Consider the following 24,026-nt stretch of genomic DNA (forward strand, 5'->3'; position numbering starts at 1 on the left):
CGGAACTCGGCACCACCCGCGCCACCATCTGGCACACCGACGTCGCCCCGCACGTGATCTGGCGGGCGGCCGGTCGGTGGCTGCGCGACCGCGCCTAAGCTTGCAGCGGCACCAGGTCGTCGGCGTGCACGACCTCCCGGCGCTGCTCGGCCGGCAGGTCGCTGGTCTTGCGGCCGATCAACGCGGGCAGCTCGGCCGCGTCGAACCCGACCACGCCGCGCGCCACCACGTGCCCGGACAGGTCGACCAGCTCGACCACGTCACCCGCCTCGAACGCGCCCTCGACACCCGTGATGCCCGCCGCCAGCAGCGACCGCCGCCGTCCCACGACCGCGGCCACCGCGCCGTCGTCCAGCACCAGCCTGCCGGTCGCGTCGGCCGCGTGACCGAGCCAGAACCGGCGCGCGGACAGCCGCGGACCGGTCACGGCGAACGCCGTGCCGACGTCGGCCGTGCTCAACGCCCGCGCCGCGTCGGCCGCACCCGCCAGCAGCACGGGGATGCCCGCCGACGCCGCCAACCGGGCCGCTGCCAGCTTCGACGCCATGCCGCCGGTGCCCAGCCCCGACGACCCGACCGAACCGGCCCGCACACCGTCCACGTCGGAGGCGCCGGCCACCTCGGTGACGCGTTGCGCGCCCGGTTGGCGCGGATCGCCGTCGTAGAGCGCGTCCACGTCGGAGAGCAGGAACAACGCGTCCGCGCCGACCAGGTGCGCCACCAGCGCGGCCAGCCGGTCGTTGTCGCCGAACCGGATCTCCTCGGTGGCCACCGTGTCGTTCTCGTTCACCACGGGCACCGCGCCCAGCGCCAGCAACCGGGAGAACGTGCGCTGCGCGTTGCGGTAGTGCGACCGCCGCACCACGTCGTCCGCCGTCAGCAGCACCTGCCCGACGGTGAGCGAGAACCGCCCGAACGAGTGCGCGTACGCGTGCGCCAGCGCCAACTGCCCGACGCTCGCCGCCGCCTGCTGCGTGGCCAGGTCACGGGGCCGCCGCGTCACGCCCAGCGGCGCGAGGCCGGCCGCGATGGCGCCCGACGACACCAGCACCACCTGGCTGCCCGCCGCGCACCGCGCCGCGACCGCGTCCACCAGCGCGTCCAGCCGCGAACGGTCCAACCCGCCCGCGGCGGTGGTCAACGACGACGACCCGACCTTCACCACGACCCGAGACGCCGCGGACACCGCCTGCCGGGCCGGCGACGCCGCCACCGAACCGATCACTCGTCGTCGTCCTCTTCGAACTCGTCCGCCACGTCGGACCCGGCCGGGCCGGGGATGCGGCGGGCCTTCTTCGCCGCCAGCCGCTCCGACGCGCCGACGCGGTTGTTCGCCTCGAGCCGCGCGTCCGTGCCCCGGCCGCTCATGGTCATCGCGATGCCCGAGGGCGTCGTCGGCTCCCAGTCGAACACCAGGTCGCCGATGGTGACCTGGCAGCCCGGCTCGGCACCCATCTTGACCAGCTTCTCCTCGACGCCGAGGCGGGCGAGCCGGTCGGCCAGGTAGCCGACGGCCTCGTCGTTGCTGAAGTCGGTCTGCCGGATCCACCGCTCGGGCCGCTCGCCGCGCACGATGAAGCCGCCCTCGGTCTGCGAGTCCTCCACCACGGTGAAGCCCTGGTCGTCCACGGCCCTGGGCCGCAGCACGATCCGGGTCGACTCCTGCTTCGGCTTCGCCGCCCGGTACTCCTCCACCACGCGCGCCAACGCGAACGTCAGCTCGCGCAGCCCCTCACGGCTGGCGGTGGACACCTCGAACACCGGCAGGCCGCGCGCCTCGATGTCCGGGCGCACCAGCTCCGCCAGGTCGCGCGCCTCCGGCACGTCGATCTTGTTCAGCACCACGACGCGCGGCCGTTCGGCCAGGTCGTCGGCCAGGGAGGGGGTGTACTTGGCCAGCTCCTCCTCCAGCGCGTCGATGTCCGACAGCGGGTCGCGGTCCGCCTCGTACGTGGCGCAGTCCACGACGTGCACCAGCACCGCGCAGCGCTCGATGTGCCGCAGGAAGTCCAGGCCGAGGCCCTTGCCCTCGGACGCGCCGGGGATCAGGCCGGGCACGTCGGCCATGGTGAAGATGGTCTCGCCGCCGGTGATCACGCCCAGGTTGGGCACCAGCGTGGTGAACGGGTAGTCGGCGATCTTCGGCTTGGCCGCGGACAGCACCGAGATCAGCGACGACTTGCCCGCCGACGGGAAGCCCAGCAGGCCGACGTCGGCGACGGACTTCAGCTCCAGCACGAGGTCGTGCTGCTCGCCCGGCTCGCCCAGCAGCGCGAACCCGGGCGCCTTGCGCGCCTTGGACGCCAGCGAGGCGTTGCCGAGACCGCCGCGGCCGCCCTGGGCGGCGATCAGCCGGGTGCCCTCACCGACGAGGTCCGCGACCACCTCGCCGTCCGGCGTCATCACGACGGTGCCGTCGGGCACGCGCAGTTCGAGGTCCGCGCCGTTCGCGCCGTCGCGGTTGCCGCCCTGGCCGCCCTTGCCGTTGCCGGCGGTGGCGTTGGGGCGGAAGTGGAAGTCCAGGAGCGTGTGGACCTGGGAGTCGACGACCAACACGACGTCGCCGCCCTTGCCTCCGTTGCCGCCGTCCGGGCCGCCCAGCGGCTTGAACTTCTCGCGGTGCACGGAGGCGACCCCGTTGCCCCCGTCCCCTGCGGCGACGTGGATGACGACCCGGTCGACAAAGCGGGACACGGGGATTTCCTCTCTAGCAGAAGCAACGAGGGGCGGGAGCCGGAATGCACCGGTCCCGCCCCTCGTCGGAGGTCGTTCCGTCTCGCCCGAGCTGCTTAGGCAGCAGCCTCGACCGGGACGATGTTCACGGTCTTGCGACCGCGCTTGGTGCCGAACTCGACCGCACCGGGCGCCAACGCGAACAGCGTGTCGTCCTTGCCGCGGCCGACGTTGACGCCGGGGTGGAACTTGGTGCCGCGCTGGCGGATCAGGATCTCGCCGGCCTTGACGACCTGACCGCCGAACCGCTTGACCCCGAGGTACTGGGGGTTCGAGTCACGGCCGTTGCGGGAGCTGGACGCACCCTTCTTGTGTGCCATGGCTAGTCAGATCCTCACTTACCGGTGATGCCGGTGACCTCGACGCGGGTCAGCTTCTGGCGGTGACCCTGGCGCTTGTGGTAGCCGGTCTTGTTCTTGAACTTGTGGATGCGGATCTTGGGGCCCTTGGTCTGCTCGACGACCTTGCCGGTCACCGAGAACTTCGCCAGGGCGTCTGCCGCGGAGGTGACGTCATCGCCGTCCACAACGAGGAGCGGCGCCGCGAAGGTGATCTCGGTGTCCGGCTCGCCTTCGAGCTTCTCGACCTCGATGACGTCGCCGACAGCCACCTTGTACTGCTTGCCGCCGGTCTTGACGATCGCGTACATCGGGACGGAAGTCTCCTGCTACTCGACGGGACGGGATCGCGCACGCCTCGGCCGCACTGCTACGAGCGAGCTGGGCTTCACGCGACAGGGCCCACCGGATGGCGGGCCGCGTATCAGGTTACGTGGCGGTGCACGGCGTGGTCAAACCGGGGTCGGTGAACCGCGTTCGACCTGGTCAGCGGGATTGCGCCGAACCGGGCCCGGACACGCCGAACCGCTGCTCGGCCAGGCCGGGCAGCGGTTCGGGTGTGCGACGTCTCCGGTCAGCTCTCCTTGACGCCGTCCAGCGGCGGGCCGGCGGGCCGGGAGGCGGCACGGCGGGCCGTGCGGCGACGCGTGGTCACGGCGGGCGCGTTCGGCTCGACGTGGCCGTTGACCGGCTGCTCGGCGACCTGGGCGGGGGGTGCGACGCTCGTCCGGGTGACGGGCGGGACCTCCACCGGTGCCACCGCGACGGGCGGGGTGACGGGCTCGGGCACCATGGCGGGCTTGGTCACCCGCCGGCGGGTGCGACCGGTCGTGACGGGCGCGTCGGCGGGTGCCGACGGGGTCTCGACGGGCTGCTCCGCCGCCACGGCGACAGGGTCGGCCGGAGCGGGAGCGTCCTGCTCGCCGACAGGCTGCGCGGCGGCAGGCTGCGCGGCAACCGGCCGCTCGACCGCGGGCAGCTCGGTGGCGGGCTGCTCAGGGGCGGGCTGCTCAGGGGCGGCTTGGGGAGCCGCGGGCTGCTCCGACACCGACTGCTCGGGCGCCGACTGCTCGGTGGCCGTCGACGGCACGGGCTCCTCGTCGCCGTGCTTCACGACCGCGCCGGCCTCGCGGCGGGCCCGGCGGCGCTGGCGGCGGTCGCGCTTCGGGGTCTCCGGCGCGGCCTCCTCCTCCACGACGGCGGCCACCGGGTCGACCGACGTCGGCTGCTCGGCGATCGCCTCGGGCTCCTCGGTCGGCTCCACGGTCTGCTCGGCCACCGGCTCCGGCACGTCCGCGTGCTTGGCGCGGCGCGACTTGCGGCCGCCACCCTGCTGCTGTTGCTGCTGCGGCTGGCCACCGCCGTTGCCGTTGCCGTTGCCGTGCGCGTGCATGGGCTCGGTCGTCACGACCAGGCCACGCCCGCGGCAGTGCTCGCAGGTGGTGGAGAACGCCTCCAGCAGGCCGGTGCCGACCCGCTTGCGGGTCATCTGCACCAGGCCCAGCGACGTCACCTCCGCCACCTGGTGGCGGGTGCGGTCGCGGCCCAGGCACTCGGTCAGCCGGCGCAGCACCAGGTCGCGGTTCGACTCCAGCACCATGTCGATGAAGTCGATCACGATGATGCCGCCGATGTCGCGCAACCGGAGCTGGCGGACGATCTCCTCCGCCGCCTCCAGGTTGTTCCGGGTCACCGTCTCCTCGAGATTTCCACCCGATCCGGTGAACTTGCCGGTGTTGACGTCGATGACCGTCATCGCCTCGGTGCGGTCGATGACCAGGTAGCCGCCCGACGGCAGCCAGACCTTGCGGTCCAGCGCCTTGAGCAGCTGCTCGTCGATGCGGTACTCGGTGAACGCGTCGCTGTTGCCCACGTGCTTGCGCAGCCGTTCCTGCAGGTCCGGCGCGACGTGCCGCACGTAGCCGTCGATGGTCTCCCACGCGTCGGAGCCCTGGACGACGAGCGTGGAGAAGTCCTCGGTGAACAGGTCGCGCACGACCTTCACCAGCAGGTCCGGCTCTTCGTACAGCAACTGCGGCGCCTGCGCCTTGGGCGCGTCGGCCTTCTCCTTGATGACCTGCCACTGCGCCTGCAGGCGGGTGACGTCGCGGGCCAGCTCCTCCTCGGCGATGCCCTCCGAGGCGGTGCGGATGATGACGCCCGCGTCCTCGGGGACGACGCGCTTGAGGATGTCCTTGAGGCGCTTGCGCTCGTTGTCGGGCAGCTTGCGGCTGATGCCGGTCGCGCCGCCGCCGGGCACGTAGACCAGGAAGCGGCCGGGCAGGCTGATCTGGGTGGTCAGCCGGGCGCCCTTGTGACCCACCGGGTCCTTGGTGACCTGCACGAGCACGCTGTCACCGGTCGACAGGGCCTGCTCGATCTTGCGGGCCTTGCCCTCCAGGCCGGCCGCGTCCCAGTCGACCTCGCCCGCGTACAGCACCGCGTTGCGGCCGCGGCCGATGTCGATGAACGCCGCCTCCATCGAGGGCAGCACGTTCTGCACCCGGCCGAGGTAGACGTTGCCGACCAGCGAGCCGCTGCCCGACGAGGTCACGAAGTGCTCGACCAGGACGCCGTCCTCCAGCACGCCGATCTGCGTGCGGTCGCCGCGCTCGCGCACCACCATCGTGCGCTCCACGGCTTCGCGGCGGGCCAGGAACTCGGCCTCGGACAGCACGGGGGCGCGGCGGCGACCGGCCTCGCGGCCGTCACGGCGGCGCTGGCGCTTGGCCTCCAACCGGGTCGACCCGCGGACGCTGCGCACCTCGTTCTGCGCGGCCTCGGAATCGGCCTTGTCGTCACGCGCGTCACGAGCGGGCTCGCGGACGTGGACGACCGTGTTCGGCGGGTCGTCCTCGTTCGGCGCCGCCTCTTCCTCGGCGCCGGTCTTGCGGCGGCGGCGACGCCGGCGGCGACGGCTGCCCGCGCCCTCCTCGTCGGCCGACGCCTCGTCGGCGGGCTCGGCCTCGGCCTCGGCGGCCTCGGCCTGCTCCTCGCCGGGCTCGTCCTCGCCGTTGTCCTCGCCGACGCCCTTGCCGCGACCGCGGCCACGCCGACCACGACGGCGGCGGCGGCGGCCTTCGCCCTCGTCGCCGGCGTCGTCGGCGGCTGCGTGCTCGTCGGTGTCTTCCTCGGTGTCGTCGAGGTCCTCGTCCCGGCCGACCGGGACGTCCTTGACCGGCTGGGCCTTGGCCACCGGGGTCGGCGGCAGGAACACCGCGGACGGCGGCGCGAACAGCGGCACCAGCGGCGCGACCTCGCGGGCCACCGCCACCGGCTCCTCGGTCTGCTCGTCCACCTCTCCGGTGACGATGTCGTCCCAGCCCAGCAGGCTCTCGGCGACCTTGAGCGCGAGATCGCGGCTCACGCTCGACTGCGCGCCCTTCACCGTCTCGCCCAGGTCGGCGAGGGCGGCCACCACGTCCTTGCTGCTCGCGCCGAGCAGCTTGGCCAACGCGTGCACCCGCAGCTTGGCGGGCAGATCCGCCAGATCGGGGTGTGCGGATGTGGCGTTACCCCCGCCGGCGGCGCCGGCAGGCTTTTCCGTGTTCGACAATGCAGCTCCTCCGCCCCCGGGCGCGTCCCAACCGACGCGGCCGCGCAGGGGCCTCTCTTGTCCACTCACCGCCGCGGCTGGCGGCGGGAATCCTTGCCTCGCGCTGTGGCGCCCGCCCGTGGGGCACGCGGCACAGCAGGTCCCGATACTGCTTCGACGACGCCGTCAGCGAAGCTGAAGATCACCGCCCGGTCAGACCTCCGCCGCCCTGTCCAGGGCAAGCGGGTCGACCAGGCCGCCTTCGTCGTCCAGCCGCCCCTGCGCCATCCGGGTCGCCTTCGCGGGGACCGGCGGAACCAGGTCGGCGACGACTCGGAGCGCGCTCAGCACGTCGTCGGGTCTCACGGTAGGGGTTGTCTGCCGTACGACCGTCATGAGTATCCCACACGGCTGTGACAAATCTCGTGCATCGTGTCCGGCGTCGCTCGAATGCGCCCCCGCCGAGGGTCCCACCTCGGCCGACACGATCGCCGGCCGCACGTCCACGATCTTCTTCCCGTCCTTGGTCAGGCGCTCGACCTGCACGGATTCCGACGCCATCAGCGCGGTCACGGCTTCGGTCAGCTCTTCGGGCGACACGCCGGGCAGCTCGACCCGCCACGCGCTCGCCTCGATCCGCTCGGGCAGCGTGCCGCCGGCGGACTGGACGACCTCCAGCACGTCGAGGCCGGGCGGCAGCACGGCGTCCAGCGCGGTCCGCAGCGCGTCCGGGTCGACCCGGTCGACGACGGACACCTCCACGTACTCGGCCTCGCTCGCCACGCCCGTCGGCGCCGCGCCCACCCATGACACCTTCGGGTGAGGGCTGAAGCCCTGGGAATAGGCCATGGGGACGCCCGCACGACGCAGCGCGCGCTCGAACGTGCGCGCGATGTCACGGTGTGACGTGAACCGCAACCGACCGCGTTTGGCGTAGCGCAGTCGGAGCTTCTGCACAGGTGCGGCCGACGGGTTGGGCTGCTGCTGGCGGCTCAGAGCTACTCCCCTTGGGTGCCTGGTGGCCCGTGACGGGGTCGAGCACCCCAACGGTCCACGCTCCTACTCCACGAGGACGGTACCTTGGACCTGTTCGGCACCGTTGCGCTTGTCTGCCCCGCCGGGTCTGGCTACGGTCCGGCAGCAGCAGTCCGATCGACGGTTCGCCCCGACGTCGGACCGACGGCTCCCCCGTCACCGGTCCAGCCCTGGAGGTCCCCCGTGCCTCTGCACCGCCGCGTCCAAGCGGTCGCGGTCAGCGCGGCGCTGCTCGCGACCGGCTGCTTCTCGGCGACCGCCACCGCGGCCGAGCCCGCCGGTGCCGCCCCCGCGGTCGACTGCGTCCAGCCGGGTCCGACGCTGCGCTACCTGGTCGTGTTCGACCCGGGCACCAGCGCTCCGCTGGCCGACGCCCAGATCGCCGCCGCGTGCGGCACGACCGCCCACTACTACCCGCAGATCGCGGTGGCCGTGGCCGTCTCGCCCGATCCCCGGTTCGGGCGGCGCATCGGCGCGCACCGGGCGTACAGCGCGCAGGCCGACGGCCTGTCCAAGCGCAACGGCGCGCCGGCCCGGCAGACGAAGAAGGACGAGGTCACACCGGCCCGTCCCGCGGAAGGCGCCGCGGACCGCACGGCCGAGCAGTGGGACATGGACCTGATCCGGGCGGCCGAGGCGCACGCCATCAGCACCGGCAGCCGGGACGTGGTGGTCGGCGTGCTCGACTCGGGCATCGACCCGACGCACCCCGACCTGGTCGGCGCGCTGGACCCGGCGCTGTCGGCCGGCTGCACGACCGGCGTGGCCGACCCGTCGCCCGCCGCGTGGGCGCCGACGACGTCCGGCCACGGCACGCACGTGGCGGGCACTATCGCGGCGGCCGACGACGGCCGCGGCACGACGGGCGTGGCGCCGGGCGTGCGGATCGCGTCGGTGAAGGTCGTGGACGACGCCGGGTTCATCTACCCCGAGTACGCGGTGTGCGGGTTCATGTGGGCCGCCGAACGGGGCATGACCATCACCAACAACAGCTACTTCATCGACCCGTGGGTGTTCACCTGCCAGGACCAGCAGGGCCAGTCCGTGGTCTACGAGGCGGTCCGGCGGGCGGTCGAGCACGCGTCGGGGCGCGGCGTGCTGACGGTGGCGGCGACGGGCAACGCGGCGGCCGACCTGACCAAGCCGGGCCGGGACGCGATGAGCCCGACCAACGCCGCCCCGGAGGACGTCAAGCCGCGGCCGGTGGACAACACGTGCCTGGTGCTGCCGGCGCAGTTGCGCAACGTCGTGGCGGTGTCGTCGGTGGGCGCGGACCGGGTGAAGGCCGGGTACAGCTCCTACGGGCTGGGCGCGGTGGACGTGGCCGCGCCGGGCGGCGACCGCAGGCAGGCGCCGGACGACGGGCAGGGCGGCTGCGTGCTGTCGACCGTGCCGTCCGCCGGGTACGACTACTCGTGCGGCACGTCCATGGCCGCGCCGCACGTGTCCGGGGTGGCGGCGCTGCTGGCGTCCACGCACCCCGGCGCGTCCGCGACGGACCTGTCGAAGATGCTCAACGGGCAGGCGGAGACGCTGCCGTGCCCGGCGGACTACGACCTCAACGGCACGGGCGCGCAGGACGCGTTCTGCACGGGCCACTCGGAGTACAACGGCTTCTACGGCCACGGCCTGGTGGACGCGCTGGCCGCCGTGCGGGAGTAGGCCACCGGGCGACCTCCGCACGCCGGAGGCCGCCCGCGGGCCGTCAGCCCTGGGTGAGCGCCGGGTTGCGCACCGGGGAGCCCTTGCCGACCGGCGAGATCGGCAGCAGCGTGCGGCCGGTGGGCCCGACCTCGATGTCGGTGCCCATGGCCGGGCACACACCGCAGTCGAAGCACGGCGTCCAGCGGCAATCGTCCTGCTCGCGCTCGTCCAGCGCGTCCTGCCAGTCCGCCCAGAGCCACTCCTTGTCCAACCCCGAGTCCAGGTGGTCCCACGGCAGGACTTCCAGCTCCTCGCGCTCCCGCGTGGTGAACCAGGCCAGGTCCACGCCCAGCGGGGTCAGCTCGGCCTCCGCCGCCTGCACCCAGCGGTCGTAGGAGAAGTGCTCCGACCAGCCGTCGAACCGACCGCCCTCGCGCCACACCCGTTCGATCACCAGGCCGATGCGGCGGTCGCCGCGCGAGAGCAGGCCTTCGATCAGGGACGGCTTGCCGTCGTGGTAGCGCATGCCGATGTTGCGGCCCAGCGCGCGGTCGGAGTTCACCGCGTCACGCAGCTTGCGCAGCCGGTCGTCCACCGTGTCGGGGTCGCACTGCGCGGCCCACTGGAACGGGGTGTGCGGCTTGGGCACGAACCCGCCGATGGAGATCGTGCAGCGGATGTCCTTGCGGCCGGAGACCTCGCGACCGGCGCGGATGACGTTCTTGGCCATCTCCGCGATCTGCAGCACGTCGTCGTCGGTCTCGGTGGGCAGGCCGCACATGAAGTACAGCTTGACCTGCCGCCAGCCCGCGCCGAACGCCGCGCTGACCGTGCGGATCAGGTCCTCCTCCGACACCATCTTGTTGATCACGCGCCGGAGCCGCTCGCTGCCGCCCTCGGGGGCGAACGTGAGGCCGGAGCGGCGGCCGTTGCGGGACAGCTCGTTGGCCAGGTCGATGTTGAACGCGTCCACCCGGGTCGACGGCAGCGACAGGCCGGTGTTCGTGCCCTCGTAGCGGTCGGCGAGGCCCTTGGTGATCTCGGCGATCTCCGAGTGGTCCGCGCTGGACAGCGACAGCAGGCCGACCTCCTCGAAGCCGGTCGCCTCCAGGCCGCGCTGCACCATCGCGCCGATGCCCTCGATGGACCGCTCCCGCACCGGGCGGGTGATCATGCCCGCCTGGCAGAACCGGCAGCCGCGCGTGCAGCCGCGGAAGATCTCCACGCTCATCCGCTCGTGCACGCTCTCCGCGAGCGGCACCAGCGGCTGCTTCGGGTACGGCCACGCGTCGAGGTCCATCGTGGTCCGCTTGAACACCCGGTACGGCACGCGCTCGCGGTTGGGCACCACGCGCTGGATGCGGCCGTCGGGCAGGTACTCGACGTCGTAGAACCGGGGCACGTACACGCCGCCGGTCTCGGCGAGCCTGGTCAGGACCTCGTCGCGGCCGCCGGGGCAGCCCTCGGCCTTCCACGCCCGGACGATGTCGGTGATCTCCAGGACGGCTTCCTCGCCGTCGCCCAGCACGGCCGCGTCGACGAACGGCGAGATCGGCTCCGGGTTGAACGCCGCGTGCCCGCCCGCCACCACGATCGGGTGGTCCTCGGTGCGGTCGGCGGCCCGGATCGGGACACCCGCCAGGTCGAGCGCGTTGAGCAGGTTCGTGTAGCCCAGCTCGGTCGCGAAGCTGACCCCGAGCAGGTCGAACGCGCCCACCGGGCGGTGGCTGTCGACGGTGAACTGCGGCACGCCGTGCTCGCGCATCAGCCGCTCGAGGTCGGGCCACACCGCGTAGGTCCGCTCGGCCAGCACGTCCGGCTGCTCGTTGAGGACCTCGTAGAGGATCATGACGCCCTGGTTGGGCAGCCCCACCTCGTAGGCGTCCGGGTACATCAGCGCCCACCGCACCGCGGCGGCGTCCCAGTCCTTCACGGTGGCGTTGAGTTCCCCGCCGACGTATTGCACCGGCTTGGACACCCTCGGCAGCAGGGGTTCCAGGGCGGGGAAAACCGACTCGACACTCACGCCGACCAGGGTAACGGGAGTGCCGGCGGGCATCAGAACAGCGGTCCGGTGATGGTGAGGCCCAGCTCGGAACCCGGACCCGCGTACAGGCCGAAGAACATCAGCGCGCCGCCGGCGAGCGCGATGTCCTTGTTGAACTGGATCATCTCCAGCTGCTTGGCCTGCGCGTCGGTCTCCTTCCAGAAGTTGTGCATCAGGAACGCCGTGGGCAGCAGGAACAGCACCAGCAGCAGCGCGCCGAGATCCGCCCACACGCCCAGGAGCAGCATCAACCCGCCGACGGCCATGAGCACGCCGCTGCCGAACGTGGCGGCTTTCGCCGACGGGACGCCCTTGGACGCGGCGTAGCCGGCCATGGCCGCCGTCTGGGTGAGGTGGCCCACCGCCGAGCCGAAGAACAGGAACACGAACAGGATGCGGCCGATGAGTGCGATGACGTCCATGACGACCTCCGGTGCTCGGGGTCCGTCCAGTGTTGAACCAGGTCAGGTCAGCAGCAACTTGCCGAGCCTGCGCGCGGCGACGACCACTCCGACGAGGGCCATCACGGCGAAGTACGCGACGTGCCCGAGCGCGCCCCAGCCGACGTGACCCGTGGTCAGCCCCCTCATCAGCTCGATCGCGTGGTACAGCGGCGTCCACTGCACGACCGCCTGGAGCCAGCCGGGGTAGACCGACAGCGGGTAGAACGTGGTCGAGAACAGGAACAGCGGCATCACCGCCAGTTGCACCAGGTCGAAGTCGTGCCACGAGCGCATGAACGTGGCCGCGGCCATGCCGACCGCCGCGAACGCCAGCGCGACCAGCAGGCACGCGGGCAGCGCCAGCAGCGCCCACGGCGAGCCGATCAGCCCGAACCCGAGCATGACCGCGAGGAAGCCGGCCGAGTACAGGCCGCCGCGGATGAGGCACCACGCGGCCTCGCCGAGCGCGATGTCGACCGGGCCGAGCGGCGTGGCCAGCACGGCGTCGTAGGTCTTGGCGTACTTGAACTTGAAGAACAGGTTGAACGTCGCCTCGAACACCGCGCCGTTCATCGCCGAGGCGGCCAGCAGGGCGGGCGCGACGAACACGGCGTACGGCACGGGCCCGCCGGGGCCGTCGACCGTGGCGACGAGCCGGCCCAGGCCGTAGCCCAGGGAGAACAGGAAGAACAGCGGTTCGAAGAAGCCGGAGAGGACCGACATCCAGCCGCGCCTGCTGACCAGGTACGAGCGTTCGACCAGCACGTGCGCGCGGCCCGCGTACAGGCCCGGCGGGACGATCCGGAGCAGCAGCCCGGCGCCGTCGCGCGGCCGGACCGGCGTGGGTGCGTCCGCGGTGGAGGTCTCGTTGGTCATACGGCCAGCCTCCGGTGGAAGTAGCGGCGGCCCAGGACCACGCCGAGCGCGACCAGGGCGGACAGGTAGGCGACGTGGCCCAGCGCGGGCAGCGGGCCCAGGGTGCCGAACGTCGCGCCGCGGGTCAGCTCGATGCCGTGCCACACGGGGGTGAGCCAGGCCAGCGGGTGGATCCAGCCGGGCAGTTGGTCCAACGGGAAGAACGCGCCGGTGAACAGGGTCATCGGCATCAGGACGAAGCGGAAGACGGCGTTGAACGAGTCCGGCTTCTCCCTGGTGGCGGCGAAGGCCACCACGGGCGCGCTGAACGCCATGCCGGCCAGGGTGGCGAACGGCACGGCCAGCAGCGCCCACGGGCTGGTGATCGCGCCCAGCGCCGCGGCGACGGCCAGGAACACGGCGGTGCCCGACGCCAGGCGCAGCGCGATCCACAGCAACTGGCCGTGCAGCACCTGCGCGGGCGTGATCGGCGTGGACACCATCGCCAGGTACGTGCGCTGCCACTTGAAGGACGAGAACACCGCCCACGTCGACTCGAACATCGCGTTCTGCGCGGCGGTGATGACCAGCAGCGCGGGCGCCAGGTACACGAGGTACGGGTGGCCGCCGGTGGCCTCGCCCTGCCGCACCTGCGAGCCGAAGCCGACCCCCATGGCCAGCAGGAACAGCACCGGTTGCAGGAAGTTCGAGATGACCGTGGCCCGCCAGTTGCGCCGGTACCAGGTCCAGTGGTGCTCCACCGCGATCAGGGCGGCCCGCCACGGGCCGACGACGTGCGCCTCCACCTCAGTCCACCAACGTCCGGCCGGTCAGGCGCAGGAACACGTCCTCCAACGTGCTGCGGCGCACCAGGCTGGACACCGGTCGCACGCCCCGCGCGTGGGCCGCCGCCAGGGCCGCCTCGCCGTCGCCGGTGTAGAGCAGCACCCGGTCGGGCAGGACCTCGACCCGTTCGGCCAGGTCGCGCACCTGCTCGGCGCTCTGCTCACCCGGCGGGAAGCGCAGCTCCAGCACCTCCCGGGTCGAGTAGCGGCGGATCAGCTCCGCGGGCGAGCCCTCGGCCGCGATCCGGCCGCCGTCCATCACCACCAGCCGGTCGCACAGCTGCTCGGCCTCGTCCATGTAGTGCGTGGTGATGATGAGCGTGACGCCGGACTGCTTGAGCCGGAACAGCCGGTCCCACAGCAGGTGGCGGGCCTGCGGGTCGAGGCCGGTGGTCGGTTCGTCGAGCAGCAGCAGCTCCGGGTCGTTGACCAGGGAGCGGGCGATCGTGAGCCGCCGCTTCATGCCACCCGACAGCGGCTCCACCTCGGCCTCGGCGCGGTCGCTGAGCTGGGCGAACTCCATCAGCTCGACGGCACGCTCGCGCACCGCCGCCCGGGACAGGCCGAAGTAGCGGCCGTAGACCTGGAGGTTCTGCCGGACGGTCAGCTCGGTGTCGAGGTTGTCCTGCTGCGGCACCACGCCGATGCGGGCCCGGATCCTCGGGCCGTCGGTGTCCGGGTCCATGCCCAGCACCCGCAGCGCGCCGCCGGTGCGCGGTGACACGCACGACACCATGCGCATGGTCGAGGACTTGCCCGCGCCGTTGGGGCCGAGGAAGCCGAACGCCTCGCCCTTGCGCACCTCGACGTCGATGCCCCGGACGGCTTCGAACGAGCCGAAGTGCTTGGTCAGGTCCTTGGCGTGGACGAGGGTGGAGGTCACGTTCGTCACGTTAGCGGCGGGGTCCGACATTTCCGGAACCGTTTTAGGGTGGCGCCGTGGAGATCGAGCTGAGTTGGCCGGTCGCGACCGACGAACGGCTTCGGGCCGAAGTGCACGAGGTGCTGCACGCCGTGGTGGCCGCCGGCGGTGCGATCGGCTGGACGTCGCCACCGGGGCGCGCGCAGACCGACGCCTGGCTGGACGGCGTGCTCGCGTCGCCTTCGGACGGTGCGCTCGTCGTGGCGCGTGTGGACGGTGTGCTGCGCGGCACGGCGTCGTGGAAGCGTTCCGACAGCGAGGTGTTCGCGCACATGGCCGAGGTGCGGCGGGTGACCTCGCACCCGGCGGCCCGAGGGCTCGGGTTGGGCGCGCGGTTGTTGGGCGCGGTGGTCGAGCACGCGCGTGCGGCCGGGCTGGAGATGCTGACGCTCGGCGTGCGCGGCAACAACCACGGCGCGATCCAGCTGTACGAGAGCTTGGGGTTCCGCGAGTGGGGCCGCCTGCCGAACGTGATCGCGGTGGGCGACGTCCGGTTCGACGACGTGCGCATGTACCTGCCGCTGGGCCACCGCCCCGGCGTCGTGCTGCACGGTTCCGCGCCGGGCGGGCCGGGCTCGTCGCCGGCGCGCGCGTCGGCCGGTCGGCGTCAGGCGGGGCGCGTTGCGACACCGGCCCGGACCGCTGGGCGGACCGGGCCGTTGCAACAGCAGCTCAGAGGTTCGGGAACCAGAGCTTGATCTCGCGCTCGGCCGACTCCGGCGAGTCCGAGCCGTGGACCAGGTTGAACTGGACCTCCAGGCCGAAGTCACCGCGGATCGTGCCGGGGGTGGCCTTCTCGACCGGGTCGGTGCCGCCGGCCAGCTGGCGGAACGCGGAGATGGCGCGCGAGCCCTCCACGACGACGGCGACCAGCGGGCCGCCGGTGATGAACTCGACCAGGTCGTTGTAGAACGGCTTGCCGTCGTGCTCGGCGTAGTGCTGCTCGGCGGTCGCGCGGTCCACGACGCGCAGCTCCAGGGCGGCCAGCTTCAGGCCCTTGCGCTCGATGCGGGAGATGACCTCGCCGACCAGGCCGCGGCTGACGCCGTCGGGCTTGACCAGGACCAGGGTGCGCTCGCTCACGGCGGTCGGTACTCCTTCGTACGGGATTGTGCAACTGGGGTAAAGGGTAGCCGGAGCTGCGATAGTGCCGGCCGTGGCCACCGAGAAGCCCCACCTGGGGAGCACCCTCACCGGAGCCGCGGTGCTGTTCGTGCTGCTGCGGCTGCTCGCGGTGTCGCACTACGACTGGCACACGGCGTTCGCGCTGCTGCACACGTTGGACCTGGAGGACGCGCCGGGGCTGTTCCTGGGGACGTTCATGGCGGACGCGTGGATCAGCAGCGCGCTATTGGTGGTGATGGTGCCGTTGACGGTGTTCTACGCGGTCGGGAGGCGGTCCCGGGCGGCACCGCTGGCGGTCGCGGTGCTGGTGGCGTTCCTGGTGGCGCACGTCCTCTCGTACCACCGGTGGTGGATGCCGGTCGGCGCGGTGGTGTTGACGGCGCTCGTGGTGCTCGTGGAGCGCATGCGGCGGCTGCACGCTCAGATGGACTTCGTGCTGCGCCGGTTCGGGTACGTGGTGGGCGCGGTGGCGTTGGTGGTGGCGGCGGTCGTGGGCACGCCATGGGTGCCGTTGGAGCGGATCGAGGTCGGTGACGACACGATCGAGGCCTACGTGATGGAGACCAGCCCCGGGTTCTTGAAAGTGCTCGGCGCGCAGGAGCGGGGGTTCCGCATCCTGCGCGCCGAGGACGTCCGGTCACGCGTCGAGCTGGCCGACCACTAGCGGGTACCGAGACGGCATCCTCGGCGAGTGTCACGAACGTTGCTCCGTGCGCGATGGTGTGGGGGTGAAGCCGTGGTTACCGCGCCTCGCGCGGTTCGTGGTCGCCGCCGGACTGGGTGCCGGCGTCCTGTGGGTGGCGTTGCTCGATCCGGCTCCTCGTGGCGAGATGAGCACGTTCGGTCAGTTCGCACTCGCCGCCGCCACGATGGTGCTGTTGTTGTGGGACCAGTTGGTCAAGGTGGTCACACACGCCCCCGTTGATGTCGACGGGCTCGCAGACGACTTGGCGCAGGCCATGCGGGCCCAGTGGCAGCAGGCCGCCACGGAACGCGGGCTGCTGCAGCCGGCGCCACTGCCCATACGGTGGCGGCGGAGCAGGGAGCCCGTTGCCGGTCCGTCGTCGGCCGCCACGACCACCCGGGACGGGCACGTGCCGTTCGACCCGCTGCCGGGACTGGACCGGGTCACCTCGGCCAGGTTGCGCAACGGGGACCGGAGAACCTTGCACCGGATCTACGGCGGACTTCCTTCGGGACGGTTGATCATCACCGGCGAGCCGGGCAGTGGCAAGTCCTCCGCGGCGGTGCTGCTGCTCCTGGACGCTCTGCGGTATCGCGATCAGGTCGACCCGGCCGAGCGGCAGCGGGTGCCGGTGCCCGTGCTGATCACCCTCTCCGGTTGGAACCCCGGTAACCAACCGTTCATGGAGTGGCTCGTCGGCAAGCTCGGCACGCTGCCGCTCCTGCACGGGCGCAGGGGCGGGGAGCGGGCGACCGCGTTGCTGCGCGCCGGTCGCATCGCGGTGTTCCTGGACGGTCTGGACGAAATGCCGGAACACACCAGGGCGATCGCCCTGCGCTCGCTCACCCGGCAGGTGACCGCACGATTGGTCCTCCTCACCCGTACCCGTGAGCTGGTGGTCGCGGCCACACAGCACATCCTGGTCGGGGCCGTCGCGCTGGAACTGCTCCCGCTGCGGCCGCCGGATGTCGCGGATCACCTGTTACGGCCGTTGCCGGACCCACCTCCGCCATCATGGCGACGCGTCGCCGACACCGTGGTGAACGACGCCGGACACCCGTTGACCCAAGCCGTGTCCACGCCTCTCACCGTCAACCTGGTGCGGGACACCTACCCCGTTGACGGCCCGGTGGACGAGCTGCTCGACACCTCGCGCTTCGCCGATGCCGCGGCCATCATCCGACACCTCCTCGACCACGTCATCGAGTCGGCTTACGCACAGGGTCCCGGAAAACCGGTCTCTCGCTACGACGGGGCCACCGCCCGCCGCACCCTCTTCCACATCGCCGGTCACCTGAGCCGTGCGGGTAGCCGCGACCTGGAGTGGTGGTCGCTACCCACTTGGGTGCCTCGGCCGGTCAGGGTGACCCTCGCAACCGCTGTCGGGACAGGTGCAGGCTGGATCGTGTTCGCCACGATGGGCATCGGGAGCCCGCCGGCGAAGTTCTCGGGGGTCGCGCTGTACGGCTTGACGTTCGGTCTGGCAGCGACCTTCGTCGTACCTGACCCACCGCACCGGGTCCGACTCGCGGTCGGACACCTGGTGCGCCCGCGGCTCACCGTGCCGGAGCGGATCGGGGTCGTGGTGGGCGGTGCGGTGCCCGGGATCGCGGTGTGGCAGGTGACGGAGCCGATCGTCGGGTTGGCCTTGGGCGCAGTCCTCGTGTTCGGGTTCGCCGCCTTCCTGGGCCTGCTGAACGGAACCACCTCCAGCGGTGGCCTCGAAGCGGCGGAGCCTGTCGAAGCGTGGCGGCATGACGTCATCGCGCACCTCTTGTCCGGGGCGCTCGCCGGTGTGGCGGTCTGGCTGCTGACGTTCAGCCTGTCCGGGTGGACGGCGGCCCTGGCGTACGGGGTGCTGACCGGCCTGCTGGTCGCCTCGGCGACGCAGACCTTCCTGGCCCAGGTCTACTTCACCTTGCGGTACGGGACACCGATCCGCCTGCTCCGCTTCTTGGAGGACGCGCGGTCCCGCCACCTGATCCGCACCGTCGGTCCGGTCTACCAGTTCCGCCATGCCCTGCTCCAGGATCACCTCGCCGAAGCGCCCACCAGCGGCAACCCTCCGGAGCGGTAGGCCGATGGCGGTAGGGCGAGCGTCGCCCTACCGCCATCGGACCCGTCCTACCTGGTCAGGACGACCACCGAGCGGGCCGGTGCGGTGAGCGTGCCGTTGGTGGTGGTGGCCTTGTCGCCGGTCAGGGGGTGGTTCCGCCAGTCGCCCGCGACCGTGAGGGTCTTGGACGTCGGGTAGGGGTTGATGACGACCAGGATGCCGTCGAGCGCGGGATCGGTGTCCGGGCCGACGGTGTCGTCCAGGAGTGCGGCGACGATCCCGGGTTCGGCGGTCGGGAACGACAGCTTCTGCTGCACCAGTGCCGCGTCGTTCAGGGTGAACAGCGGGGAGGACGCGCGGATGCGGAGGAGTTGCAGGGTGTTGTCCAGGGCCGCGCGCATGTCCGCCGAAGACGGCTCCAGGGCGGGGTCGGCCAGCAGGGGTGCGGCGTAGGGCCACTTGTCCTCGTTGTCGGCCGCCGGCGGCAGGCCGCGCGCGAAGCCGTTGTCGCGCAACGACGGGTCGTAGCGGTTGAACCAGTCACCCGAGTCGTAGCTGTTGCGGTCCAACGACTTCGAGCGCAGGAACTCCGCGCCGGCGTGCAGGAACGGTTGGCCCTGGCCCAGCAGGACGGGCGCGAGGGCGACCTTCTGCATCCGCACGCGGTCCGCCATGGACGTGCCGACGGGCAGCTTGAACACCTGCGAGTCGAACAACGTCTCGTTGTCGTGCGCGTCGACGTACGTGATCACGTCGGCCGGCCCGCCCGCGTACCCGGCGGGTGAGCCGTTGTACGTCACGTCACGACCCGAGACCTCGCCGCCGGCGGTGGAGCGGAACCGGTAGGACGCCATGTTGCCCGCCATGCCCAGCTTCACCAGGTCGGTGTAGTTGGTCAGGCGCGCGGTCACGTCGCCGTTGGCCGGTGAGCCGTTCGGGTCGCCCGCCAGACCCGACGCCAGCCCCTGCACGCGCGGGTCGGCGTCGAACGGTCCGCCGCCGCGCACCGCGTCGCGCAGCCGGTCGCTGAACGTGCCGATGCCCGTCCCGGCCATGTTCGCCTGGGTGGCCTGCTCGAACCGGGCGTTGCCGGCGACCTCGCCGAAGTCCCAGCCCTCGCCGTAGATCCGGATCTTGCGCCCGTCCACGCCGTCGCGCTCGACGGTCAACGCGTCCAGCGCCGCCCGCACGGCCAGGATGTTCGCCTTCGGGTGGTGGCCCATCAGGTCGAAGCGGAAGCCGTCCACCTTGTAGAGCCTGGCCCAGCGCACCGCGGAGTCGACGACGAGCTTGCCCATCATGGCGTTCTCGGTCGCGGTGTTCGCGCAGCACGTCGAGTCGGCCACGGTGCCGTCGAGGTTGAGCCGCTGGTAGTACCCCGGCACGACCTTGTCCAGCACGGACGTCGGCGCGTCACCGGCCGCGGCCGTGTGGTTGTAGACCACGTCCACGACCACGCGGTTGCCGTTGTCGTGCAGCGACTTCACCATCTCGCGGTACTGCTTCGAGCGCGCCCAGCCGGTCTGCGCGTCGTCCGTGGCGTACGAGCCCTCGGGCACGTCGTAGTGGTACGGGTCGTAGCCCCAGTTGAAGCCGTCCTTCGCGGCCACCCCGGCCAGGCAGGCTTGCTGCTGCGGCGACTCGGCGGGCAGCGACGCCAGGTCGCACGCCGGCCGCTGCTGGTCCGCGCGCTTCTCCGGGATGGTCGCGATGTCGAACGTCGGCAGCAGGTGCACGGTGTCCAGCCCCGCGGCCGCCAGCTCGCGCAGGTGCGTCATGCCGACCGAGGACGAGTGGGTGAACGCGCGGTACGTGCCGCGGTCGGGCTCGGGAACGGTGGTGTCCCCGATGGAGAAGTCGCGGACGTGCAGCTCGGTGATGCCGTGCTCGGTCGGGTCACCGTCCAGGCCGCGGGCGACGTGCCCGGCCCAGTCGGCGGGCATGGTGCGGGCGTCGCCGAGGTCGGCGAACTGCGAGTGCGTCGAGTTCACCGCCAGCGCCACCGAGTACGGGTCGGTCACGGTCACCGCGCGCCCGGCGACGGTCACCTCGAACAGGTAGAACCTGTCCCGCCACGCACCGGAGGCCGACCACGAGCCGGACGCGTCGTCGCGCGCCATGTCCACGGTCGTCGCCGTGCCGCCGGGCTGGTCGAACACCTGCAACTTCACCGAGGACGCCGTGGGTGCCCACAGCCGCGCGGTCACCCGGTCGCCGTCGAACGTCGGCCCGTAGGTCAGCGCGGACGCCGCCGCGGCGAACCGGTCGTCCAGCACGCCGGCGATCTGCACGCCCGTGCGGTGCCGCAGGCCCCCGCCCGGATCGACGTGCACGGCGGACAGCTTGCCGCGCAACGCCTCGTCCAGCCGTTCGCCGTCACGCACCCGGAACACCGGCTTGCCCCGCAGGTGCGGGAACCGCGCGGGCACGGCGTCCGACGACGGTTCCAGCCGCAGCACCTTGCCGTCGTACTCCAGCCGGTAGCCGTCGGACGGCACCACGGGCACGTCCCACACGACCAGGTCCTCGGACACCCAGATCGCCTTGGCCTTGGTCAGGTCGTCGTCCACGCCCTCACCACCGGACGGCGGCAGCACGTAGGAGATCGAGCCGTCCGGCTTGGTCGAGCCGGAGACGTACCAGACCTCGTGGCCCGTGCCCGTGACGTCGAGGAACTGGTCCGGTCCCGGGTCCTTGGCGTCGCCGCGGTGGATGATGTTGCTCAGCCCGGCCGCGCCCGGTTCCAGCGGCACGGACCAGTACACGCCGAACCCGTCGGTCCCGTCCGGCACGCGGGACTGGTTCCAGCCCGGGCTCGGTTCCAGCGACCCGGTCCAGTGGTAGAGCGTCCAGTCGGTGTAGTCGCCGTCGGGCCGGTTGTAGTGGATCACCGCGCGGTTCTGCGCGGCGGCGAGGGTCGCGTGGACCTCGTCGCCGTCGACCCAGGCGCGGCCCGCCGTGCGGCCGGTCGCCTCGACCGTGCCGTTGCGCAGCACGGAGAACTCGACGGGCGCGGTCGCGGGGACGGTCGCCACTCCCCCGGTGAACGGGTGGTCGGCACCGTTCGCCCGCACCACGAGACCGGTGGCGTCACCGGTGTGCGTCACCACGGCTCGCCCGGTCGCGGCGACCTCGCTGGCGTGGACGGCGGCCTGGCCTTGCGCCAGCCACACCTGCGGCGTGGCGCTCGGGTCGACGAACCGGTCGCCGTCGGTGTCCTTCTCGTCGCCGCGGTGGGCGATCAGGCCGACCGATCGCGCGCCCGGCTTGAGCTTCACCCACGCGAACCGGCCGTACGGCGTCTCACCGGCGAACGGCAGCGGCGCGTCCCAGGTGGGCGCGTTCTCGACGTCGCCCCACGCGTGCAGGCCCCAGCCGTCGTAGTCGCCCGCGGGGCGGTTGTAGTGCACCACCAGCCAGTCGGACGTCACGGTGGTCGGCGGCTCGACCGGCGGTGCGGCCACCAGGCCGACCCGGGCGCCGTCCGCGCCCAGCGCGCCTTTGGCGTCCTTGGCGACGACGCGGACCTCGACGTCCTTGCCCGCGGCCGCGCCCGGCAGGCCCGCCAGGTCGGCGAACACCCGGTACGGCGCGGCGTCGTCGGTGCCGAGCACCTGCCAGTCGCGCTCGCCCTGGACCCGGGCGGCGAAGGTGGCCTGCGCGTAGGGCGAGGTGACGCCGTCGGCGCGCAGCTCGACCCGGTCGTCCAGCACGGTCCCGGTCGGCGGCACGGCCAGCGTCGGCGTGGGCGCGGCGGACGGGATCCGGCCGGTCGAGCGGAGCACCAGGACGGACAACGCGGGGACGGTCACGCTGACCTCGCCGTTGGCGGCGTTGACCTGCGAACCCGCGGCGGGCCAGACCGGGCGGTAGCCCCGGCCCGACACGGGGACGTCGACGGTCGCGGGGGCGGTGCCCGCGTTGGCCACCACCACGTGCTCGACCTGCTGGGTGCGGCCCGTGCGGCTGAACGCGAGCACGTCACCCCGCACCAGGCGCAGCTCCTGGTTCCCCTCGCGCCACACCGGGTCGCGGTCCACGAACTTCGCCAGGTCCCGGAGCTGCCGGTACAGCGGGTGGTCGGTGCGGAAGTTGTCCACCGCGCCGGTGCGGTCGCTGCCGACCAGGTCCTCGGCCGCGTACTCGGGCGTCTTCGAGGCGAACATGTCCTGCCGGGCGAGCTTGTCGCCGCCGGTGCCCGCGAACCCCTGCTCGTCGCCGTAGTAGACGACCGGGTTGCCGCGCCACAGGTACATCAGCGCGTTGCCGAGCTCCAGCCGGTCCAGCAACTCGGCCTCGGAGATGCCCGGGCGGCTCTCCCGGACCATCCACGCGATGCGGCCCATGTCGTGGTTGCCGAGGAACGTCGGCAGCGAGGACGCGTTGGAGTCCGCGTCGGTGTAGCGGTCGTCCTCCACCAGCACCTCGCCGAGCCGGGCCGCGCCCTGGCCGGACAGGAACCGGGCCGCGCCGCTCTGGAACGGGAAGTCGAGCGTGGCCTGCATTCGGCCGGTGGTCGTGTAGCGGGACGTGAACGCCGGGTCGGCGTCGAACACCTCGCCGAAGACGAAGAAGTCCTTCTTGCCGCGCATCGCCGCGTACTGCTTCACGTGCGGCGCGAGTGCCTGCCAGAACTCCATGTTGACGTGCTTGACGGTGTCGACCCGGTAGCCGTCGATGCCCAGCGTGTCGATCCAGCTGGTGAAGATCCGCTTCATGCCCTTGACGACCGTCGGGTGCTCGGTCATCAGGTCGTCCAGGCCGAAGAAGTCGCCGTACTCGTTGGACTCGCCGCTGAACGTCGAGTCGCCGCGGTTGTGGTAGAGCTGCGGGTCGTTGAGCCAGGCGGGGGTCTTCTCGCCCTTGACCACCGGCGTGTACGGCGCGGTGAGCTTCGGGAAGGGCTCCTTGCCCGCGATCTTCGAGATGTCGACCGGGTTGCCCTGCTCGTCCAGGTACGGCTGCGCGCCCGTGCTGACGTAGTCGTACTCGCCCTCGGCGTGGTCGATCAGGTCGGCGGTGTGGTTGGCGACGATGTCGAAGAAGACCTTGATGCCGCGGCGGTGCGCGTCCTGGATGAGCCGCCGCATGTCGTTGGTGGTGCCGAAGTGCGGGTCGAGCTTCGTGAAGTCGGTGGTCCAGTAGCCGTGGTAGCCGGCCGAGATGTCGTCGCCGGAGCCCTGCACCCACCGGTTCCGGAACATGGGCGTCATCCAGATCGCGGTGACGCCCATCTCGTCCAGGTAGCCGATCTTGTCGCGCAGGCCCTTGAGGTCGCCACCGTGGTAGAAGCCCTTGTCGGCGGGGTCGTAGCCGCTCTTGAGCCGGTCGGTCTCCGCCGTGCCGCCGCGGTCGTTGCCCGGGTCGCCGTTGGCGAACCGGTCGGGCATCACGAAGTAGAACCGCTCACCGGCCAGGTCGGCCCGCAGCGCGTCCTTCGCCAGCGCCCGGTCACCGCCCCGGACCCCCGGTGCGAGGTCGGTGACGGCTCCGACCGCGAGCCGCTGCCCCACTTCGGGCGCGGCGCCGGCGGGTGGTGGCACGAACGGCACAACGGCCAGGGCGATGAGCGCGGCGACGGCCCGACGCATCGCGACCTCCTTGTCGCAAGAATTTGCAACCCCGCCCCGACGGCACGCCGGGGCGAGGTGCACAAAACCACGACAATCTCGGCCGGACAAGGCCCAGACGGCTGCAAGTGCTTGCAGACCCTTGCGTGACACAACCGTGCTGCCACTCACAGCCGAGCGCGAACCTGTCGCG

At 72.1% G+C, this 24,026-nt stretch carries 17 protein-coding genes; 4 read left to right on the forward strand and 13 right to left on the reverse strand.

What is annotated here, in order from left to right:
* Positions 1 to 94: 94 nt before the first annotated feature.
* The 6 genes from proB to FHX81_RS14330 form a co-directional block, all read right to left on the reverse strand.
* Positions 95 to 1,225 (reverse strand): glutamate 5-kinase, encoded by a 1,131-nt coding sequence (gene proB / locus FHX81_RS14305; protein ID WP_141978636.1) that lies wholly within the window; start codon positions 1,223 to 1,225, stop codon positions 95 to 97.
* Positions 1,222 to 2,694 carry a GTPase ObgE gene (gene obgE / locus FHX81_RS14310; RefSeq protein WP_141978637.1) on the reverse strand — a complete coding sequence of 491 codons (1,473 nt, stop codon included), beginning with the start codon at positions 2,692 to 2,694 and terminating at the stop codon, positions 1,222 to 1,224. The genes proB and obgE overlap by 4 nt, the downstream gene beginning before the upstream one ends.
* A 95-nt stretch (positions 2,695 to 2,789) precedes the next feature.
* Positions 2,790 to 3,053, reverse strand: a complete 264-nt coding sequence (rpmA, locus tag FHX81_RS14315) for a 50S ribosomal protein L27 (protein ID WP_073889563.1) — start codon at positions 3,051 to 3,053, stop codon at positions 2,790 to 2,792.
* A gap of 14 nt (positions 3,054 to 3,067) precedes the next feature.
* Entirely contained in the window at positions 3,068 to 3,382 is a 315-nt protein-coding gene (gene rplU, locus FHX81_RS14320) for a 50S ribosomal protein L21 (RefSeq protein ID WP_053722830.1), read from the reverse strand.
* A 263-nt stretch (positions 3,383 to 3,645) separates the two neighbouring features.
* Entirely contained in the window at positions 3,646 to 6,627 is a 2,982-nt protein-coding gene (locus FHX81_RS14325) for a translation initiation factor IF-2 N-terminal domain-containing protein (RefSeq protein ID WP_141978638.1), read from the reverse strand.
* Positions 6,628 to 6,819: 192 nt separating this feature from the next.
* On the reverse strand, positions 6,820 to 7,563 hold the full coding sequence (locus tag FHX81_RS14330; protein WP_141978639.1) for a TIGR03936 family radical SAM-associated protein: 744 nt from the start codon (positions 7,561 to 7,563) through the stop codon (positions 6,820 to 6,822).
* A gap of 261 nt (positions 7,564 to 7,824) precedes the next feature.
* Between FHX81_RS14330 and FHX81_RS14335 the strand changes: the two genes are divergently transcribed.
* A complete protein-coding gene (locus FHX81_RS14335; protein WP_141978640.1) occupies positions 7,825 to 9,303 on the forward strand; it encodes a S8 family peptidase in 1,479 nt (492 codons plus the stop codon).
* 43 nt (positions 9,304 to 9,346) lie between these two features.
* Here FHX81_RS14335 and FHX81_RS14340 read toward each other — a convergent pair whose 3' ends face one another.
* Genes FHX81_RS14340 through FHX81_RS14360 form a run of 5 tightly spaced genes read right to left on the reverse strand, consistent with a single transcriptional unit; the run spans position 9,347 to position 14,358 of the window.
* Positions 9,347 to 11,311, reverse strand: coding sequence for a TIGR03960 family B12-binding radical SAM protein (locus tag FHX81_RS14340; protein WP_141978641.1), 1,965 nt, complete (start codon positions 11,309 to 11,311; stop codon positions 9,347 to 9,349).
* Between the two features lie 32 nt (positions 11,312 to 11,343).
* Positions 11,344 to 11,754, reverse strand: coding sequence for a DoxX family protein (locus FHX81_RS14345; protein ID WP_141978642.1), 411 nt, complete (start codon positions 11,752 to 11,754; stop codon positions 11,344 to 11,346).
* Between the two features lie 42 nt (positions 11,755 to 11,796).
* On the reverse strand, positions 11,797 to 12,651 hold the full coding sequence (locus FHX81_RS14350) for an ABC transporter permease (protein WP_141978643.1): 855 nt from the start codon (positions 12,649 to 12,651) through the stop codon (positions 11,797 to 11,799).
* Entirely contained in the window at positions 12,648 to 13,436 is a 789-nt protein-coding gene (locus FHX81_RS14355; protein WP_141978644.1) for an ABC transporter permease, read from the reverse strand. Before FHX81_RS14355 ends, FHX81_RS14350 begins: the two co-directional genes overlap by 4 nt.
* Before the next feature lies 1 nt (position 13,437).
* On the reverse strand, positions 13,438 to 14,358 hold the full coding sequence (locus FHX81_RS14360; protein ID WP_246107811.1) for an ABC transporter ATP-binding protein: 921 nt from the start codon (positions 14,356 to 14,358) through the stop codon (positions 13,438 to 13,440).
* A 56-nt stretch (positions 14,359 to 14,414) separates the two neighbouring features.
* On the opposite strand from FHX81_RS14360, the gene FHX81_RS14365 reads away from it, so the two are divergent.
* The gene (locus FHX81_RS14365; protein ID WP_141978646.1) at positions 14,415 to 15,095 is read left to right on the forward strand and encodes a GNAT family N-acetyltransferase; all 681 of its coding nucleotides are present in this window, start codon (positions 14,415 to 14,417) and stop codon (positions 15,093 to 15,095) included.
* Here FHX81_RS14365 and ndk read toward each other — a convergent pair.
* Complete coding sequence (gene ndk, locus FHX81_RS14370; protein ID WP_141978647.1) at positions 15,070 to 15,480, reverse strand: nucleoside-diphosphate kinase; 411 nt, start codon at positions 15,478 to 15,480, stop codon at positions 15,070 to 15,072. The genes FHX81_RS14365 and ndk overlap by 26 nt on opposite strands.
* A gap of 73 nt (positions 15,481 to 15,553) precedes the next feature.
* Here ndk and FHX81_RS14375 point away from each other — a divergent pair, with 73 nt between their 5' ends.
* Positions 15,554 to 16,186: a hypothetical protein gene (locus FHX81_RS14375; RefSeq protein ID WP_246107812.1), complete on the forward strand. Its 633-nt coding sequence runs from the start codon at positions 15,554 to 15,556 to the stop codon at positions 16,184 to 16,186.
* 64 nt (positions 16,187 to 16,250) lie between these two features.
* Positions 16,251 to 18,284 (forward strand): hypothetical protein, encoded by a 2,034-nt coding sequence (locus FHX81_RS14380; protein WP_141978649.1) that lies wholly within the window; start codon positions 16,251 to 16,253, stop codon positions 18,282 to 18,284.
* Between the two features lie 47 nt (positions 18,285 to 18,331).
* On the opposite strand, the gene pulA is transcribed toward FHX81_RS14380, so the two are convergent.
* The gene (gene pulA, locus FHX81_RS14385; RefSeq protein WP_141978650.1) at positions 18,332 to 23,854 is read right to left on the reverse strand and encodes a pullulanase-type alpha-1,6-glucosidase; all 5,523 of its coding nucleotides are present in this window, start codon (positions 23,852 to 23,854) and stop codon (positions 18,332 to 18,334) included.
* Positions 23,855 to 24,026 lie beyond the last annotated feature (172 nt).

The sequence above is a fragment of the Saccharothrix saharensis genome (genome assembly GCF_006716745.1).
Lineage (GTDB): Bacteria > Actinomycetota > Actinomycetes > Mycobacteriales > Pseudonocardiaceae > Actinosynnema > Actinosynnema saharense.

Coding starts and splice junctions, on each gene's coding strand:
- pulA (WP_141978650.1), bottom strand. CDS start 23,854: ATGCGTCGGGCCGTCGCCGCGCTCATCGCCCTGGCCGTTGTGCCGTTC.
- FHX81_RS14345 (WP_141978642.1), bottom strand. CDS start 11,754: ATGGACGTCATCGCACTCATCGGCCGCATCCTGTTCGTGTTCCTGTTC.
- rplU (WP_053722830.1), bottom strand. CDS start 3,382: ATGTACGCGATCGTCAAGACCGGCGGCAAGCAGTACAAGGTGGCTGTC.
- FHX81_RS14350 (WP_141978643.1), bottom strand. CDS start 12,651: ATGACCAACGAGACCTCCACCGCGGACGCACCCACGCCGGTCCGGCCG.
- rpmA (WP_073889563.1), bottom strand. CDS start 3,053: ATGGCACACAAGAAGGGTGCGTCCAGCTCCCGCAACGGCCGTGACTCG.